We start from the raw sequence: 16,627 nt of genomic DNA, 5'->3' as shown, positions 1-16,627 counted from the left end.
TGAATGGAGAAGACCACTATGACCGGCGATTTAATAAAATCCGATCCTAAGGTCTTAATGGGAAAACCTGTGATTGCCGGCACTAGGATTCCGGTAGAGCTTGTTCTGGAAAAACTTGCTGCCGGCGAGACGGTAGAGCAAATCATGCAAGCCCACCCACGTCTTACCGAGGAAGGGGTACGAGCGGCTCTGGCTTTTGCCGCAAAAGCTATTCGAGCTGACGTTGTTTACCCGGTGGAAGAGGTCGCAAAATCATAAAACCTGTTTAGCAAAGCTTTACAGTCCTTCGAAACAAGGTGGGGCAACCCGCTTTTTTATTTTTTGATACTGTCGGAGAACGGAAAGGAAGCGGCGGCGTGAACCATATCCTCGCCTGCTGTTAGACAGCTACACTGCCGGAAGAGGTTATCACGGAAACTCGGAATTGAGCGATAACCTGCGGCGGAGATACCGTGATAGACGTTTATCCCGGCCGTGATAAGGAGAATCTGGGTGATCATCACTTGCCCGGTTTGAAGTCAATCGGGTTGAGGTTTCTCGCGAAAGGCTGGACCCAATCGCGAAATTCGCTCCAAGAGCACCCTTCCACGAGGAATTGTTTCTTATCAGGCTCTCTTTTGCATGAACCTGACCGACTATATTGTACAAGGGGACCACCCTCGCTTAGGCGTAGCCTAAGCGGGCTTGCGGACATTTTCGGCCTCCTGCTCCCGCCTCCGCATACTTTCACGGAAGCGATAGCTTTCACCGTTCATGAGGAGAATGTGAGCTCTGTGTGTTAGCCGGTCCAGTAGAGCCGCCGTCAGGCTTTCATTTCCGAACACCTCCGTCCACTTGTCGAACTCGAGGTTAGTGGTGATGATCATGCTGCGTCCAGGCACCAAAGCGGCCGGGGGAGAATACCATGGCAGCGTTAATAAGTGACGCTGCAAAGGAGGTCTCGGAACGTGGCGACCAAGGGCAGAGTCAAGAAAGTCTTCCCCGGCTGCAACACCTCCAAGGGCTTTTACTCCTTCTATGATTACATCATCCCGCCGGATGCCACCCGCGTTCTCATCATCAAGGGCGGGCCGGGGGTGGGGAAATCCACCTTTATGCGCCACATCGCAGAAGCGATGGTGGAGCGGGGGTTCAATGCGGAGTACCACTGCTGCTCCTCAGACAATGGGTCCCTGGACGGTGTGGTCTTCCCGCAGATCGGCGTGGCGCTCATCGACGGCACGGCCCCGCATATAATGGATCCCCGCAATCCCGGCGCCGTCGACGAAATCATCCATTTGGGTGACTTCTGGGACGAAGCAAGAATCCGCGCGCACAAAAAGGAGATCATCGCAGCCAACCGGGAGGTGGGGCGGCGCTTCACCCGCGCCTACCGGTTCCTGAAAGCGGCGCAGATCATTTACGAAGATTGGGAAGACGCCAACATCGAAGGGATGAACTTTGGGCTGGCCAACCAGAAGGCCGATGCGGTGCTGCATGAGATCCTGGATGAAAAACCGGTGGCAGCCAGCGTGGGGCGGGACCGGCACCTGTTCGCCCGGGCCATCACCCCGGACGGCATGGTGGATTACCTGGACACCATCATCGGTCCCTGCGAGAAAAAATACGTCATCGCGGGGAAACCCGGCACCGGCAAATCGGTCCTGCTTGAGAAGGTGGCGCGGGCGGTGCTGGAACGCGGCTACTACGTAGAGATGTATCACTGCCCGCTCAACCCCTCCAAGGTGGAGCACGTGGTGATTCCCCAGCTCAGCGTGGCCCTCACCAAGTCCATTGAACCGCACCTTTACAGCGCCGGTCCCGAAGACGTGATCGTCAACCTGGATGAGTGCCTGGACCCGGCGGTGGAGACCAAGTATGAGGCGCTGGTGGCGGAGAACGAGGAGATGTTCTTCAGCCTTTTCAACCGGGCCATCGCCTTCATCGGCGAGGCAAAAGCCATCCACGACAAGATGGAGACGTACTATGCGCCGTACATGGACTTCAAGGCCGTCGCCAAGCTGCGCCAGCGCACCCTGGAGCGCGTGCTGGGCTACGCCCAAGAGGTATACGGGCGCCTAGAGCGCCTGGCGTAAAGATGGCCCCGGGGCCTTCCGCCCCGGGGCTTACCGTATGCGCTGAGTCGTAGAGGCCGCTGCGGCCCAGTGGTCGGAGCACCGAGGACGGCGGAAAACCCGGGGATGGCCCCGGGTAAGAAAGGCCGGCTTTTGCGGCGTCATTTGGCACTGTCCAAAGCCTGGCGCAGCGACCGTACGAACTGGCCGGCGGCTTGAACGGCGGCGGCCGCCGAGGCTTGGCTTTCGCGCGCCACGAGGTCTACTAAAGCGCTGCCCACAATGATGCCGTCGGCCACGGCGGCCACGGTTCCGGCCTGTCCGGGGGTGGAGATGCCGAAGCCGAGGGCCAACGGGGTTGTGGTGACGGCCTTCACTGCGGCCGCCATGTGCAGAGCCTCCTCGGGTAAAGCCTCGCGCATGCCGGTGACGCCGGTGACGGTGACGCCGTAGATAAAGCCGGTGGCGCAGGCGGCAGCGCGGCGGATGCGCTCCGGCGTGGAGGTCGGTGCCACAAAGGTGATGAAGCCGAGCCCCCTTGAGCTGCACTCGGTTCTAAGAGCGTCGCTTTCTTCCAGCGGCAGGTCGGGGACGATGAGACCGTCGCAGCCGGCTGCGTGAGCGTCCCGCACGAAATCTGCTTCCCCGTAGCGCAGGACCGGGTTGTAGTAGGTCATGAGGGCCAGCGGCACGTCCGTTTTCTGCCTGATGCGCCGGGCCAGGGCGAGCACGCCCTTGGTGCTGGCCCCGGCTGACAGGGCACGCTGCGAAGCGGCTTGAATAACCGGTCCGTCGGCCAGCGGGTCCGAGAACGGGAGCCCCAGCTCGACGATGTCTGCACCGGCGGCGGCCAGGGCGGGGACAAGTTCCTCGGTGAAGCCGAGGCTGGGGTCACCCGCGCAGGTGTATAGGATGAGCCCTTTTCTGCCTTGCTCCTTCAGACGTGCGAATGCTTTATCGATGCGGTTCATTTCTGCACCCCCAGTATCTTGGCCACACTCTCCACGTCTTTGTCGCCCCGGCCGGACAGGCAGACCACCACGCTCTCGTCGGGAGTCGTGTGCGGCAGCAGTTTCTCCAAATAGGCCAGGGCATGGGCGCTTTCCAGGGCCGGGATGATCCCTTCCGCGCGGGCGAGTTTTTGAAAAGCGGCCAGGGCTTCCTCGTCGGTTACGGCTTCATAGCGCGCCCGGCCGGTTTGAGCCAGATACGCGTGCTCCGGACCTACGCCCGGGTAGTCCAGCCCGGCGGAGACCGAATAGGCCGGAATCACCTGGCCGTCTTCGTCCTGAAGCAAGAGGAGTCTGGCGCCGTGCAGCACCCCGGGGGTGCCGGCGCTGATGGAAGCGGCATGCCGCCCGGTTTCCAAGCCCCGGCCCGCCGCCTCGACGCCGATGAGCTGCACCCCCTCGTCCTCAAGGAACGGGTAAAAGATGCCCATGGCGTTGGAACCACCGCCTACGCAAGCTACGATGTAGTTGGGGAGACGCCCGGTCAAGGCCAGCATTTGTTCACGCGTCTCCTGCCCGATCACCGCTTGGAAGCAGCGCACCATCTCGGGGTAGGGGTGCGGGCCCACCACTGACCCGATGATGTAGTAGGTGTCACGTACATTGGTGACCCAGTCGCGGATGGCCTCGTTGGTGGCGTCCTTAAGGGTGCGGGAGCCGGAACGCACAGTGTTGACCTCGGCGCCGAGGAGCTCCATGCGAAAGACGTTCAAGGCCTGGCGGGAGACATCTTCTTCGCCCATGTAGATGACGCAGTCAAAGCCGAAGAGGGCGGCCACAGTGGCGGTGGCTACGCCGTGCTGGCCCGCGCCCGTCTCGGCGATGATGCGCTTCTTGCCCATGCGTTTTGCCAGGAGGGCCTGGCCGATGGCGTTGTTGATCTTGTGGGCGCCGGTGTGATTGAGGTCCTCGCGCTTTAAGAAGATGCGGGCGCGGCCGTAGGCACGCGTCAAGTTTTCCGCGTAGTAGAGCGGGCTCGGGCGGTTGACGTATTCTTTGAGAAGCGCAGCGAATTCGCGCTGAAATAGAGGGTCGGCCTTTACGCTGCGGAAGGCGGCGGCCAGCTCTTCCAGAGCGGGCATCAAGGTTTCGGGGACGAAGCGGCCGCCAAAGGGGCCGAAGTGACCGTTTTCATCGGGTAAGCGCTGGAGAGACACTTTTCCCACCTCCGTACGGTTTGAACGAACTCAGTGATCTTGGTCCGGCTTTTGACGCCGTCTACCTCGACGCCGCTGCTGACGTCGACGCCGGCCGGCCGGAAAACTTGCAGAGCGCGCTTTACGTTTGCGGCCGTAAGGCCGCCGGCGATGATAAGGGGCGGCAGGCGTTGCCCCGCTTCCCGCAGCCCGGCCAAGAGGCCTGCCGCCTCTTCCCACGGAAAAGGCCGGCCGCTCCCCGGGCTGCTGCCGTCGAGGAGGAGGTAATCGGCGCGCCGGGCGAGCGGGTCGGTCAGCATGTCCGGCCCCGGTGTGAGGGCCCTGATCAGGCCGGCCGAGCTTTGCTCCAAGGCGCCGGAGATCCGCCCGTGAACCTGCACGTAGTCCAGATTGAGCGTGCGCGTATATGCGTTGATGAGCTCGGCGGCGCAGTCTTTGAACACGCCCACGCGGAGGGGGTGCGGGCAGACCGCGCTCAGGGCCCGAGCCGTCTCCAAAGTAATCCGGCGCCGGCTCGGCGCGAAGACGAAGCCCACAGCGTCGGCCCCGGCGGCGGCCGCCCACCTGATTTCCTCGGGACGTGTTACACCGCAGATTTTGATGAAGACGCTCATGAGCTTTCCCCTCCCAGGAGCTCGCGCAGCTTCTCCGCGGGACTTGGAGCCGTCACCAGGGCCTCGCCGATGAGGGCGGCGTCGAACCCCGCGCGCTTGAGGGTGGCGATGTCCGCCGCCGTCCGGATGCCGCTTTCCGCCACCGTCACCTTGCCGGGCGGGATCTGCCGCTTTAAGGAGAGACAGGTGTTGAAGTCGGTGGCGAAGGTCTTAAGGTCCCGGTTGTTGATTCCGATCACCCGGGCGGGGGTCTTAAGGACCAGCTCGAGTTCGGGACGCGAATGTATTTCCACCAGGGCGTCCAGGCCCAGTTCCTGGGCCCGGGCCAGGAGTTCAGCCAGCTCGCTTTCACTGAGCAGGGCGGCGATGAGGAGCACTGCGTCGGCGCCGTGTGCCCGGGCCAGGTACAACTGATAGGGGTCGATAATGAAGTCCTTGCACAAGATAGGGATGGTTACCGCAGCGCGCGCGGCGGCAAGGTCCGCGAATGATCCCCTGAAGAAGTGCTCCTCCGTTAGAACGGAAATGGCCGCGGCGCCGCCGGCGGCGTAAGTCCGGGCGATCTCGGCCGGGTTAAGGTCCGGCCGCAGCGGACCTTTAGAGGGCGAAGCTCTTTTGATTTCGGTGATCAAGGCCGCCGGGCCCTTTTCTCGTAAAGCCGCTGCGAAGGAGCGGGCCGGCGCCGCGGCGTAGGCTGCGTTTCTGATTTCTGCCAGCGGGCGGACTGCTTTGCGGCGGGCTACGTCTTCCTTTTTGCGCTGCACAATCTCCTCTAGGAACATGCCTTCATCTCCTGGGTGAGCGTCCGCAAGGCCTCGAGTTTGGCCTGAGCGGCGCCGGAGTCGATGCTCCAGGCCGCCTGGCAAAAGCCTTCCTGCAGGTCATCGGCGGCGCCAGCGGCTACCAGGGCGCCGGCGGCGTTAAGGAGCACGACGTTGCGCCGGGGACTGGCTTCGCCCCGAAGTACCGCTGCGATCAGCGCGGCGTTCTCCGCCGGCGTGCCCCCTCGCAGGGCCTCGGGCGGGCAGAGTGCGAGGCCGAACTCTTCCGGGTTTACGGTATAAGTGCGGATGCCGCCCTCCTGGACTTCCGTGACTTTGGTGGGGCCGGCCAGGGTCATCTCATCCATCCCTGCACCGTGGACAACCAGGGCGCGCCGGGTACCAAGGCGCAGGAGGGTCTCAGCCACAAGTTCCGTAAGTTCCGGCGCGTAGACGCCGAGCAGCTGGTACCTGGCGCCGGCAGGGTTGGTGAGCGGTCCTAAGAGATTGAAGATGGAGCGGATTCCTAGTTCCCGCCGCGGTCCCACAGCGTGCCGCATAGCCGGGTGGAGCTTGGGTGCGAAGAGAAACCCGATCCCGATGGCATCGAGACAGTGCGATACCTGGGGCGCGTCCAGGTCGATGTTCACACCCAGCGCCTCCAGCACGTCGGCGCTGCCGCTTTGGCTGGTGACGGAGCGGTTGCCGTGCTTGGCAACGGGAACGCCGGCCCCGGCCACCACAAAGGCGGCGGCCGTGGAGATGTTGAACGTACCGGAACGGTCCCCACCGGTGCCGCAGGTGTCCAGCACCTCTTGGTGTACGGTGTTCACAGCGGTGGCATGCCGCCGCATGGCGCGGGCGCAGCCGGTGAGCTCGGCCGCCGTCTCGCCCTTCACCCTGAGGGCCGTCATAAAGGCGGCAATCTGGGCGGCTGTCGCCTCACCCGACATGATCTCGTTCATGGCGGCCTCACTCTCGGCTTCCGTCAGGTTCTCGCCGGCTACCAGTCTGCCGATGACCTCTTTGATCACAGCTGCATCCTCCTTTCAGAAATACAAAAGCCTTTCGCCCCCGTGAACATGGGGCGAAAGGCAGTGCTCCGCGGTGCCACCCAACTTGGGCCATAAAGCCCATCTCCTGAAAGGTACAGGAACCCCTCTTGGAAACAAAAACGCCTTTCGTCCTTACGGGACGAAAGGTGTTGCTTCCGTGGTGCCACCCGGCTGGTTCGCAAGGGGAACCGCTCGTTCAGGGTACAGAAAGGATCCGATACCCCCTCCCGAGTAACGGCGGGAGCTGCCGGCGGTGCCTACTGGCCGGACGTTCGGACCGCAACTCGTGGATCCATTCACTCGGCCTGTACGTGCCGGATTTCCACCGCCGCCGGCTCTCTGAGACGCCCGGGGCCGAGCTACTCGTTCCACTCATAGTTGTTAGGCGCTATGGCGTTACCTGTATTTTATTCCGGGGCTTCAGCCCTGTCAAGGATTGTTATTGTAGTAACGAACTATAGGTCATGGCAGGCAGCTTCCTTTGCCGCCTCCGTAATCTCCCGAGGGGAGACAACCCTTTCCGGTGACTTCGCCCCGACCCTGAACAGGTATGGCATCCAGGCGTCGTCTTGTGGTATACTTCCATCAGCGGCGGCTGCCTCCTTGTTTTTAGGTCCATCCGCCCCGTTACACCACAGGGGGTTGAGGGGCCGCCACGATCTTCAGGCCGCCTTTATCCGGCGTTGGTGGCATCGGCCTGGGATCCCGTGAGGCATTCTGGGAAGAGACTAAGCGATTCCTGAATGAGCAGGGCTGAGGAGTAAGGAGAATGGGACGAGTAACCGTACCGGAACCGGTCACGCCGATTGCCAGCGTGTTTACGGGGGATGAGGGCTTGTTTGCGGCGGTGCGGGCGGCGCTGGCGGAGCGGCTGGGGCCGTGCATCTATGCCAGCCCGGTGCTGCCTTTCGACCACACCGACTACTATGCCGCTGAGATGGGTCCGGACTTAAAGCGCCGCCTCTTTGCCTTCGCCGACCTTGTCGACCCGGGTGAGCTCCCGGCCTTGAAACACTGGTCCAATTCCCTCGAAGCGCACTGGGCGGTGGACGGCCGGCGCCGAGTGAACATCGATGTGGGTTACATCACCCTGGCCAAGCTCGTCCTCGCCACCACCAAGGATCACGCCCACCGCCTGTACCTGGGTAAGGGGATTTACGGCGAGGTCACCCTGCGCTATGTCGGCGGCCGCTTTGAGCCTTGGCCCTGGACCTACCCGGACTACGCCAGCCCCGCCTACCGCAAGATTTGCGCGGAGATCCGCGAGCTCCACCGCGCAAGGCTGCGCACGCGCTGAGCCGACACCAATGCCGTCCGCCACGGGGCGGCTTTTCTTTTTGCCCGGGACCCCCAGAAAAAGGTAACTTTCAGCGACTATTCTGTAATAGGGAGCCATATAATAACAGGGGAGGTGATTATTGCCAGCACTTGATGACGAGCCTGTGACCCGGAGGAAAGCGCAGCGAGATTGGCCCCTGAAAGCGGAGGAGCAAACCTGAAACCGGAGAAGCAAGCGGAACTGCAGTACGCAAAGTGAGAAAAGGAGGGTGTTCTATGAACCGGAAGTGGCGTGTCCTTGCCCTGGTACTCGCGCTTGTCCTTATTGTGAGCAGCCTGGCCCTGGCCACCCCGGCCCCGCCGGCGCTGTCGGCCTACGACAAGAAGGTTGTCAGCCGCGTGGACGGGGAGCGCATTGTAGATCATGTGCGCGCCCTTTCCGAGGAGATCGGCCCGCGCTATGCCGGTACGCCGGAGGAAGAAGCCGCGGCCGAGTACATCAGGGACGTCATGGCGGGGTACGGCTACGACGTAACGGTGGATCACTTCTCCATCGGTTACGAGTACTTCGTCAAGGTGGTAGAGCTTGCGCCCACAGCGCGCGAGTTCTCCGCCCGGCTCCTCACCAACAGCGGTCACACGGATGAGGGAGGGATTACCGCCCCGTTGGTGGACTGCGGCCTCGGTTACCCGGAGGAGATCCCGGACGACGTGGCCGGGAAGATCGCCCTTATCCAGCGCGGCGAGATGACCTTCCTGGCCAAGGCGCAAAACGCGGCGGCCAAGGGCGCGGCCGGGGTGCTCATCTACAACAACCAGCCGGGCAATTTCTCCGGTACCATGGCTGAGAACCCCGGCATCCCGGTCGCTTCGCTCAGCCGGGAGGACGGCCTTCTCCTCAAGGATGAACTGAGCCGGGACGAGGTTACCATGAACTTTACCGCCCGCATCCTGAAAGAGCTGTTCTCGCCCAACGTCATCGCCTCCCGCCCGCCTGAAGCCGCAAAGAACCCCGGCGGGCAGGTGGTGGTCATCAGCGCCCACCTGGACAGCGCCGGCCCGGGTGCCAACGACAACGCCTCCGGTGTGGCGGCCGCCCTGGAGTTGGCGCGCATCCTCAAGTCCTACCCGATCGAGCGCGAGCTGCGCTTCCTCTTCTTCGGCGCCGAGGAGCGGGGTCTCCTGGGCTCGGAGCACTATGTGGCCGGCCTGAGCGAGGAGGAGCTGGCGCGCATCGCGGCGGTGTTCAACCTGGACATGGTGGGCACGAGCTACGGCGACCGCTCGGTGCTTACGGCCTGGACGGTGACGGGGGAGCGGAACATCGTCACCGATTGCGCCGTTGCCGCGGGGGCACGCCTGGGCTCGGCCGTTCTCAACTCCCGTACGACCCGCTCCGACCACGCCCCCTTTGAGTACGTGGGCGTGCCGGCGGCGACCTTCCTGCGCCTGCCCATGGAAGAGGTGTACCACACCCCGGACGACACGGTGGAAAAAAACATCAGCGCCGGGCGCCTGGAAGATTCGGCCGAGATCGTCGGTGCCGCCGCCTACTACCTGGCCCGCCCGCAGGGACCGGCCCTCACGCACAGCGCCGTGGCCAAGGAGAACCTGCGCATCTTCCGCGAGGAGCTGGACCGCATCATCGAGGAGAACAAGGAAGAGTACGCCGACATCTACGTGCCCAGCCTCTGAGGAGTTGCTTCTCAGCCGCCTGCTCGGCCCCCTGCCGGAGCGTCTGCCGGCAAAACGCAAGCCCGGGCTCGTTCCCGGGCTGAGATTGCTGACAAACCCCTGCAACGTCAAGCGGTGCAGGGGTTTAATCTTAATATCGGGCTTATGAAGGAGAAGAGATGCTGTAAAAGTTGATGTAGGCGAGAACTAGGAGATGGTCCTTGTCCCTGTTTCCACAAGAAGAGGGCCATCTTTTTCATGTTCTGGCAAGCGGCCGTAAGGAGGCACTGCTCTGTGACTTTGCTGCGCCCCCGCATACGGCAATATCTTAGACCATGCAGTTCTTTAGAATCTGCGAAGCTTCTTTCAATGGTTAGCTTCCTTCGCCGGTATAGTTCTTTCCCGCGCACGCTAAGACGATTTTCCCTTATCCATTCCTTATCGTCTTCCCAAACATGTCTGGTTAAAACTTTAGTATGGTTTTTGGAATGTGTACAACGGCTTAGCATTGGGCACTTTTTACATACTTCGGGGTCAGATTTATACTCCCGGTACCCTTCACGATTGGTTGTGCGATAGGTGAGGACGCTACCGGCAGGACAGGTGTAGTGATCCTGTTCAGGATCATATTTGTACTGCCACTTGTGAAAGACCCCTTTCTTAGGACGGAACCTCCTATGAGCGATGACAGCATAAATTCCTTTTTGCCTTAGACCATGGGCAATAGGATTAGTGAGATAGCCTGCATCAAGCGCCACAGCCTCGACTTTAAAACCAAAGCGATGGATTTGCCTGTCAAGTCGACTGAGATAGGGAACAGAATCATGGACATTCCCAGCGGTTACATAAGAGTCTGTGATTAGGTTCAACTTCCCGTCTACAGTTCTATGTTCCAGGTAAAAGAATCCCCGTGGCTTACCTTCCCGTACCATATGCCCGCTTTCGGGGTCAGTTGTACTGATTCGGGTTTGCCTTGTTTCGGGAGGTTCTTTTCCCTTATCCTTTAACGGCTTCTTCCCATGTTCTAAACGGTCATCCTCTACTGCTTTGTCCAGTTCCTCTACGTAGTCCTTTGTTGACTTGGCTACTTTTTCAATGGTGAATTTGCTTTTGCTGGCGTTTGCTTTTAGGAACGTAGAGTCGGAAAACAATTCTTTCCCGTCGATCAGCCCTTTGGACATTGCCTGAAATACTATCTCGTCAAATATCTGCTGGAATACATCTGTTCCATTGAACCGCCGACGTCGATTCTGGCTTATGGTGGAGTGATGGGGTACTAGATCTGAAAGAGAAAGCCCTAGGAACCAGCGATAGGCCACGTTAACTTTGATCTCTTCAACCAAACGACGCTCTGAACGTATCCCATAAATGTAACCAATGAACAACATCTTAAAGAGAATCACCGGATCAATACACGGCCGACCGTTATCCTCACAATATAAGTTCTTGGTCTTCTCTGTGATAAACCCAAAATCTATGTACTTGGTGATCTTTCGAAGTAGATGGTCCTTGGGAACCAGGTCTTCTATGTTAACGAATTCATAGCTCAGTTGTTGGGTTTTACGAGTTCTAAACATCTATCTTGCTTTCACTCCTTTTTCTATTGACTACATTAATATAGTATTCGACAAAAAGAGGCTGCTGACCTTCTTTGTCAACAGCCTCAGCCCGGGCTCGTTCCCGGGCTTATTTTTTGCCCACCCCCCTTGACAGTAGGGTTGATGTGATATATTATACTACCGCCTGCATACTTATGCAGCAGCGGGGTGCTCCTTACAGCACCCCCCTGCGCCTACCAGTTTTAAAAAGGAGGTAGCATCAATGCTGGTTTGTCCGGAATGTGCGGCCGAGTGGGAGGCAGAAGACCTGGTGCAGGGGGAGATAGTGACCTGCCCGGACTGCGGCGTGGAGCTGGAGGTTCTCAGCCTGGACCCCTTGGAGCTTGCTCCGGCGCCCGAGGAGCAGGAAGACTGGGGAGAGTAGAGGGCGATGCGGCTGGGCCTTTTGCTGTCCCAGGTGCGCCTGGATGAAAAGCTTCTCCTTGCCGCCTTGGCCCGGCGCGGTGTGGCCTGGACGCGGCTGGACGATAGAGCGCTTGCCTTCGACCTGACCGGCCCGCCGCCGGAGCTGGACCTGGTGCTGATCCGCTCTGTGAGTGAGTCGCGGGCGCTTTACGCCGCACAGATCTTAAACGCTCGGGGCGTGCGCACGGTGAATGCAGCGCCCGTCATCGCCGCCTGCAACGACAAGGTGGCCTGCACGGCGGCCCTGGCGGCGGCCGGGCTGCCGAGCCCGGCCACGCGGGTGGCCTTTACCCCTGAGAGTGCGCTCGCCGCCATTGAAGAGCTGGGGTATCCCGTGGTGCTGAAACCGGTGGTGGGCTCCTGGGGACGCCTTCTGGCTAAGTTGAACGACCGGGAGGCGGCCGAGGCCGTCCTGGAGCACAAGGCCGTTCTGGGTTCCTACCAGCACTCCATTTTCTATATCCAGGAGTACATCGCCAAGCCGGGACGGGACATCCGGGTGGTGGTGATCGGCGGTGAGCCGGTGGCGGCCATGTACCGCAGCTCCGGCCACTGGATCACCAACGCCGCCCGCGGGGCGCACTGCACGAACTGCCCGCTCACCCCCGCAATCGCCGACCTGGCCTGCAGGGCCGCGGCGGCGGTGGGCGGCGGGGCGGTGGCGGTGGACCTGATCGAAAGCCCGCGTGGTCTCCTCGTCACTGAGGTGAACGCCACCATGGAGTTTAAAAGCCTCACCGAGGCGAGCGGAGTAGATGTGGCCGGCAGGCTGGTGGACTACGTGCTGAAGGTGGGAGAGGAATGAAAGTCAGCATCATCGGCGGCTCGGGGTACGTGGGGGGTGAGCTCCTGCGCCTGCTCCTCGGGCACCCGGAGGTCGAGATCCAGCAGGTGACCTCGGAGTCGCGCGCGGGGAAGCCCGTCACCGCTGTTCACCCGAACCTGCGTCGGCGCACGGCCCTCAAGTTCTGCCGCCTGGCGGATCTTAAGCCCTGCGACGCCCTCTTTATTGCGCTGCCCCACGGCGCGGTGGCCCCGCGCGCGGAGACCCTCCTTCCCCTTGCCCCGCGGGTTATCGACCTTTCCGCCGACTTCCGCCTGAGGGATGCGGCGGCCTACCCTGTGTGGTACGGCTTTACGCACCCGCACCCGGAGCTTCTCAACCGCTTCGCCTACGGCATCCCCGAGCTGCACCGGGCGGCGATCAAACAGGCCGCCTGGGTGGCGGGGGCGGGCTGCTTGGCCACGGCCACCATCCTGGCCCTGGCACCGCTCTTTAAGGCGGACCTGGTGGAAAACCGCGTGGTCATTGAGGGAAAGTTCGGTTCCTCTGCCGGCGGGAGCCACCCGTCGCCGGCCTCGCACCACCCCGAGCGCAGCCAGGTGGTACGCTCCTACGCTCCCACGGGGCACCGCCACACGGCGGAAATCGCCCAGGAGCTGGCCTTCCACGGTCCGGTGGAGGTGAACCTCTCGGCCACCTCGGTGGACCTGGTGCGCGGTATCCTTACCACCTGCCACGTCTTTCTCAAGGACGACTTGAGCGCCAAGGACATCTGGCAGGTGTACCGGGCGGCGTACGGCGCAGAGCCTTTTATCCGCCTGGTGAGCGAGCGCCACGGCGTGTACAAGTACCCGGAGCCGAAGATCCTGGCGGGGACTAACTACTGCGACATCGGCTTTGAACGCGACCCGCACTCGCGCCGCCTGGTGGTGCTGGCGGCCATCGACAACCTGGTAAAAGGAGCGGCCGGCCAGGCGGTGCAGTGCTTCAACCTGATGGCCGGTTATCCGGAAACCTGTGCCCTGGACTTTCCGGGGCTGCACCCCTAGGTAGGAGGGAAGGCCATGCTGGTGGTAAAACTGGGTGGAGCGGCCGGGATTGAACCCGGCGCCCTGGTGAAGGATTTGGCTGACTGTCTCAAAGGCGCGGCCGCCGGGCCGGCGGGGAGGACGGCCCGGGAAGTTGTGCTGGTACACGGCGGCTCGGCGGCCGCCGATGAACTTGCGCTGGCCCTGGGCCAGCCGCCGCGCCATTATATGTCTCCCTCGGGGGTAAAGAGCCGCTACACCGACCGCGCCGCCCTGGAGGTGCTCCTTATGGCCTGCGCCGGGCGCCTCAACAAGCTCCTGGTGGAGGCGCTGCAAAAAGAAGGGGTAAACGCCGTGGGGCTCTCCGGGCTGGACGGGCGCCTCATCACCGGCCTGCGCAAAAAGGCGGTGAAGGCCGTGGTGGACGGGCGCACGGTGGTTCTCCGGGACGATTACAGCGGGCGGCTGGAAGCCGTGAACGCCCCCCTCCTGCGCCTGCTCCTTTCCGCCGGCTGCACGCCGGTGATCAGCTCGCTGGCCCTGAGCGAGGCGGGCGAAGCCCTCAACCTCGATGCCGACCGGGTGGCGGCGGGGGTGGCCTGCGCCCTGGGAGCGGAGGCCTTGGTGTTTCTGAGCAACGTCCCCGGCCTCCTGCGCGACCCGGCGGACGCCCGCTCACTGATCAGCCGGATACCGGCCGGCAAACTCGCCAGTTTTCAGGGCGTAGCCCAGGGCCGGATGAAGAAAAAACTCCTGGCTGCCGCCGAAGCCGTCGCCGGCGGGGTGGAGCGGGTGATCATCGCCGATGCCCGCCGGGCGCGGCCACTCACTCTGGCCCTGGCCGGGGAAGGGACGGTGATCGCGGCATGAGCGCTGCACCGGGCACGCTGACCGCGGAAGCGATTGCCGCCCTGGAGGCCCGGCACGAAGCACCGCTTTACCACAAGCGGGACCTGGCCGTGGTGCGGGGCGAGGGGGCGCGCGTCTGGGATGCTGCGGGGCGCTGCTACATCGACTGCATCGGTGGCCACGGGGTGGCGGTGGTGGGCCACTGCCACCCCAAGGTGGTGGCGGCCATCCGGGAGCAGGCGGGACGGCTCCTCACCTGCCCGGGGGCGCTGGGAAACGACGCCCGCGCCGCCTACCTGGCCCGTCTGGCCCAGGTAACACCGCCGGGGCTGGACCGCTTTTTTCTCTGCAACTCCGGTACGGAGGCGGTGGAAGCGGCCATCAAGTTCGCCCGCGCCTCCACCGGCCGCCCTGGTGTTGTAGCCGCGCGGCGAGGCTTTCACGGCCGCACCCTGGGTGCCCTCAGCGCCACCTGGAAGGAGCAGTACAAAAAGCCCTTCCAGCCCCTGGTTTCCGGTTTTACGCACGTGCCCTTCAACGACCTTCCGGCGCTGGCGGAAGCAGTGACGGCCGACACCGCCGCCGTCCTCCTCGAGCCCGTACAGGGCGAGGGCGGGGTGTACCCGGCTACGCCTGCGTACCTCCAGGGCGCTGCGCAGCTGGCGCGCGCCCGCGGTGCCCTCCTCATCCTGGACGAGGTGCAAACGGGTTTCGGCCGCACCGGTCACCTCTTTGCCGCCGAGCACTACGGCGTGGTGCCTGACCTTCTTTGCCTGGCCAAGGGGATCGCCGGGGGGCTGCCCATGGGTGCCGTGGCCTTGGGGCCGCGGGTGGCCGGGCTCAGCCCCGGTATGCACGCTTCTACCTTCGGAGGCAATCCCCTGGCGTGCGCCGCGGCCGGCGCGGCCCTGGACGTGCTTTTGGACGAGGGCCTGCCGGAGCGCGCCGCGCGCCTGGGTGCGGCTTTCCAGGACCGCCTGCGGGAGCTGGCACTCCCGGCGGTGCGGGAGGTGCGCGGGCTGGGCCTTATGATCGGCATCGAACTGCGTTTCCGCGCCGCCCCTTACCTGGCCGCGCTGCAGCAGGCCGGGGTGCTGGCGCTGGCGGCCGGGCCCCAGGTGATCCGGCTCCTTCCACCCCTGGTTATCACGGAAGAAGAGCTGGCGCAGGTGGCGGCGGCGCTGGGCCGGGTGCTGGCCGGGAAAGAGGTTGCCGCAGATGCAGCCGGAGCTTAGGGAGGACGAGGTGGCCCTGCTCGCCGGCCTCTGCCGCATCCCCAGCCCTTCGGGAGAGGAGGGGGAAGCGGCCGCCTACCTGGTGGATTTCCTGCGGCGCCGCGGCTGGCGGGCCGAAGTGGATGCGGCCGGGAACGCCGTTGGCGAGAGAGGAACAGGGGAAAAAACGCTCCTTTTTCTCGGCCACCTGGACACCGCCCCCGGCTACATCCCGGTGCGCCGGGAGGCGGGCTGCCTCTTTGGCCGGGGAGCAGTGGACGCCAAGGGCGCCCTGGCCGCTTTCCTGGCGGCGGCCGAGCGGGTAAAGGCGGCGCTGGGGCTGCGCCTCATCTTTATCGCGGCCGCGGGGGAGGAGACGGCGCTGTCGCCGGGCGCCTGCTATGTGCGCGACCGTTACCGGCCGGACTTCTGCCTGGTGGGGGAGCCGAGCGGCTGGGCGGCGGTGACGCTGGGTTACAAGGGGTGCCTGAACCTCACCGCCCGGGTGCGCCGCCCGGCCGGCCACAGCGCCGGCCCCGAGACCGGCGCGCCCGAGGTGGCGGTGCAGTTTTGGACGCGGGTACAGGAACTCTGCGCTGAACTGAACGGGGGCAAGAGCGGCTTTGCCGCCCTGGAGGCCTCCCTGCGGGACATGGCGAGCCAAAGTGACGGCCTGGTGGAAGAGGCCAGGCTCGGCATCGGCCTGCGCCTGCCGCCGGGCCTGGAACCGGCGGCCCTGAAGGAGCGCCTTGAAGGGCTGGACCCGCGGGTGGAGCTCACCTTCTCGCCCGCCCAAAGTGCATTTAAGGCCGGAAAAAACACGCCGCTCGCCCGGGCCTTCCTGGCAGCCATCCGCGCCCAGGGCGGGCGGCCGGCGTTCAAACTGAAGAGCGGCACGGCCGACATGAACATTGTGGGGCCGGCCTGGCGAGTGCCCATCCTGGCCTACGGCCCGGGCGACTCCCGCCTGGACCACACGCCGAGCGAGCACCTGCCCCTGTCGGAGTACGCGCAGGCCATCGCTGTGCTGGCGCGTGTGTTGACCCACCCGGCCTTGACCGGCGAGGGAGGGGTTCAGCGGCGGCAGGCGTGAAACCGGGGAGGAAATCGCCGTAAGCTGTCGAA

At 63.4% G+C, this 16,627-nt stretch carries 16 protein-coding genes, 1 pseudogene and 1 other annotated feature; of the genes and pseudogenes, 10 read left to right on the top strand and 7 right to left on the bottom strand.

The genetic code is table 11. The annotated features are described in order from the left end of the window. Positions 1-18 precede the first annotated feature (18 nt). Positions 19-258 carry a DUF433 domain-containing protein gene (locus K5554_RS11870; protein WP_221040615.1) on the top strand — a complete coding sequence of 80 codons (240 nt, stop codon included), beginning with the start codon at positions 19-21 and terminating at the stop codon, positions 256-258. A gap of 416 nt (positions 259-674) precedes the next feature. Here the strand turns inward: K5554_RS11870 and K5554_RS11865 are convergent. After that, positions 675-869, bottom strand: a pseudogene (locus tag K5554_RS11865) (ATP-binding protein); the annotation flags it as partial. A gap of 78 nt (positions 870-947) precedes the next feature. On the opposite strand from K5554_RS11865, the gene K5554_RS11860 reads away from it, so the two are divergent. Next, positions 948-2,075, top strand: a complete 1,128-nt coding sequence (locus K5554_RS11860; RefSeq protein WP_221038671.1) for a PRK06851 family protein — start codon at positions 948-950, stop codon at positions 2,073-2,075. 140 nt (positions 2,076-2,215) lie between these two features. Here the strand turns inward: K5554_RS11860 and trpA are convergent, their stop codons facing one another. From trpA to trpD, 5 genes are read right to left on the bottom strand one after another with little or no spacing between them, the layout of a single operon-like run. Continuing rightward, the gene (trpA, locus tag K5554_RS11855; RefSeq protein WP_221038670.1) at positions 2,216-3,025 is read right to left on the bottom strand and encodes a tryptophan synthase subunit alpha; all 810 of its coding nucleotides are present in this window, start codon (positions 3,023-3,025) and stop codon (positions 2,216-2,218) included. Next, on the bottom strand, positions 3,022-4,146 hold the full coding sequence (gene trpB, locus K5554_RS11850) for a tryptophan synthase subunit beta (protein ID WP_255565621.1): 1,125 nt from the start codon (positions 4,144-4,146) through the stop codon (positions 3,022-3,024). The genes trpA and trpB overlap by 4 nt, the downstream gene beginning before the upstream one ends. Continuing rightward, positions 4,146-4,835 (bottom strand): phosphoribosylanthranilate isomerase, encoded by a 690-nt coding sequence (locus K5554_RS11845; RefSeq protein WP_221038668.1) that lies wholly within the window; start codon positions 4,833-4,835, stop codon positions 4,146-4,148. The genes trpB and K5554_RS11845 overlap by 1 nt, the downstream gene beginning before the upstream one ends. Further along, positions 4,832-5,617 (bottom strand): indole-3-glycerol phosphate synthase TrpC, encoded by a 786-nt coding sequence (gene trpC, locus K5554_RS11840; RefSeq protein ID WP_221038667.1) that lies wholly within the window; start codon positions 5,615-5,617, stop codon positions 4,832-4,834. The genes K5554_RS11845 and trpC overlap by 4 nt, the downstream gene beginning before the upstream one ends. Next, positions 5,608-6,630, bottom strand: a complete 1,023-nt coding sequence (trpD, locus tag K5554_RS11835) for an anthranilate phosphoribosyltransferase (protein WP_221038666.1) — start codon at positions 6,628-6,630, stop codon at positions 5,608-5,610. The genes trpC and trpD overlap by 10 nt, the downstream gene beginning before the upstream one ends. 46 nt (positions 6,631-6,676) lie before the next feature. Then, positions 6,677-7,036: a binding site (T-box leader), on the bottom strand. A gap of 384 nt (positions 7,037-7,420) precedes the next feature. Between trpD and K5554_RS11830 the strand changes: the two genes are divergently transcribed. Next, complete coding sequence (locus K5554_RS11830; RefSeq protein WP_221038665.1) at positions 7,421-7,948, top strand: DUF4416 family protein; 528 nt, start codon at positions 7,421-7,423, stop codon at positions 7,946-7,948. A gap of 257 nt (positions 7,949-8,205) precedes the next feature. After that, a complete protein-coding gene (locus tag K5554_RS11825) occupies positions 8,206-9,624 on the top strand; it encodes a M20/M25/M40 family metallo-hydrolase (RefSeq protein ID WP_221038664.1) in 1,419 nt (472 codons plus the stop codon). Between the two features lie 107 nt (positions 9,625-9,731). On the opposite strand, the gene K5554_RS11820 is transcribed toward K5554_RS11825, so the two are convergent. Next, on the bottom strand, positions 9,732-11,180 hold the full coding sequence (locus tag K5554_RS11820; RefSeq protein WP_221037995.1) for an IS1182 family transposase: 1,449 nt from the start codon (positions 11,178-11,180) through the stop codon (positions 9,732-9,734). A gap of 244 nt (positions 11,181-11,424) precedes the next feature. Here K5554_RS11820 and lysW point away from each other — a divergent pair, with 244 nt between their 5' ends. From lysW to K5554_RS11790, 6 genes are read left to right on the top strand one after another with little or no spacing between them, the layout of a single operon-like run. Then, entirely contained in the window at positions 11,425-11,586 is a 162-nt protein-coding gene (lysW, locus tag K5554_RS11815) for a lysine biosynthesis protein LysW (protein ID WP_221038663.1), read from the top strand. Positions 11,587-11,592: 6 nt separating this feature from the next. Further along, the gene (gene lysX / locus K5554_RS11810; protein WP_221038662.1) at positions 11,593-12,432 is read left to right on the top strand and encodes a lysine biosynthesis protein LysX; all 840 of its coding nucleotides are present in this window, start codon (positions 11,593-11,595) and stop codon (positions 12,430-12,432) included. Beyond that, the gene (argC, locus tag K5554_RS11805) at positions 12,429-13,460 is read left to right on the top strand and encodes an N-acetyl-gamma-glutamyl-phosphate reductase (RefSeq protein WP_221038661.1); all 1,032 of its coding nucleotides are present in this window, start codon (positions 12,429-12,431) and stop codon (positions 13,458-13,460) included. The genes lysX and argC overlap by 4 nt, the downstream gene beginning before the upstream one ends. A gap of 15 nt (positions 13,461-13,475) precedes the next feature. Further along, entirely contained in the window at positions 13,476-14,309 is an 834-nt protein-coding gene (locus K5554_RS11800) for a [LysW]-aminoadipate kinase (RefSeq protein WP_221038660.1), read from the top strand. Beyond that, positions 14,306-15,523, top strand: a complete 1,218-nt coding sequence (locus K5554_RS11795; RefSeq protein WP_221038659.1) for an aspartate aminotransferase family protein — start codon at positions 14,306-14,308, stop codon at positions 15,521-15,523. The genes K5554_RS11800 and K5554_RS11795 overlap by 4 nt, the downstream gene beginning before the upstream one ends. After that, the gene (locus tag K5554_RS11790; protein ID WP_221038658.1) at positions 15,507-16,595 is read left to right on the top strand and encodes a [LysW]-lysine hydrolase; all 1,089 of its coding nucleotides are present in this window, start codon (positions 15,507-15,509) and stop codon (positions 16,593-16,595) included. Before K5554_RS11795 ends, K5554_RS11790 begins: the two co-directional genes overlap by 17 nt. The last annotated feature ends 32 nt before the right edge of the window (positions 16,596-16,627 follow it).

This window comes from Gelria sp. Kuro-4 (assembly GCF_019668485.1).
GTDB lineage: Bacteria > Bacillota > DTU030 > DUMP01 > DUMP01 > DUMP01.
This window is presented reverse-complemented; position numbering and strand designations above follow the sequence as displayed.

What these genes read in the sequence shown, in the direction of transcription:
- trpA (WP_221038670.1), bottom strand. Translation starts at nt 3,025, where the DNA reads ATGAACCGCATCGATAAAGCATTCGCACGTCTGAAGGAGCAAGGCAGA.
- K5554_RS11795 (WP_221038659.1), top strand. Translation starts at nt 14,306, where the DNA reads ATGAGCGCTGCACCGGGCACGCTGACCGCGGAAGCGATTGCCGCCCTG.
- K5554_RS11870 (WP_221040615.1), top strand. Translation starts at nt 19, where the DNA reads ATGACCGGCGATTTAATAAAATCCGATCCTAAGGTCTTAATGGGAAAA.
- K5554_RS11830 (WP_221038665.1), top strand. Translation starts at nt 7,421, where the DNA reads ATGGGACGAGTAACCGTACCGGAACCGGTCACGCCGATTGCCAGCGTG.
- lysW (WP_221038663.1), top strand. Translation starts at nt 11,425, where the DNA reads ATGCTGGTTTGTCCGGAATGTGCGGCCGAGTGGGAGGCAGAAGACCTG.
- K5554_RS11800 (WP_221038660.1), top strand. Translation starts at nt 13,476, where the DNA reads ATGCTGGTGGTAAAACTGGGTGGAGCGGCCGGGATTGAACCCGGCGCC.
- argC (WP_221038661.1), top strand. Translation starts at nt 12,429, where the DNA reads ATGAAAGTCAGCATCATCGGCGGCTCGGGGTACGTGGGGGGTGAGCTC.
- K5554_RS11825 (WP_221038664.1), top strand. Translation starts at nt 8,206, where the DNA reads ATGAACCGGAAGTGGCGTGTCCTTGCCCTGGTACTCGCGCTTGTCCTT.
- lysX (WP_221038662.1), top strand. Translation starts at nt 11,593, where the DNA reads ATGCGGCTGGGCCTTTTGCTGTCCCAGGTGCGCCTGGATGAAAAGCTT.
- trpC (WP_221038667.1), bottom strand. Translation starts at nt 5,617, where the DNA reads ATGTTCCTAGAGGAGATTGTGCAGCGCAAAAAGGAAGACGTAGCCCGC.
- trpB (WP_255565621.1), bottom strand. Translation starts at nt 4,146, where the DNA reads ATGCCCGCTCTGGAAGAGCTGGCCGCCGCCTTCCGCAGCGTAAAGGCC.
- K5554_RS11820 (WP_221037995.1), bottom strand. Translation starts at nt 11,180, where the DNA reads ATGTTTAGAACTCGTAAAACCCAACAACTGAGCTATGAATTCGTTAAC.
- K5554_RS11790 (WP_221038658.1), top strand. Translation starts at nt 15,507, where the DNA reads ATGCAGCCGGAGCTTAGGGAGGACGAGGTGGCCCTGCTCGCCGGCCTC.
- K5554_RS11845 (WP_221038668.1), bottom strand. Translation starts at nt 4,835, where the DNA reads ATGAGCGTCTTCATCAAAATCTGCGGTGTAACACGTCCCGAGGAAATC.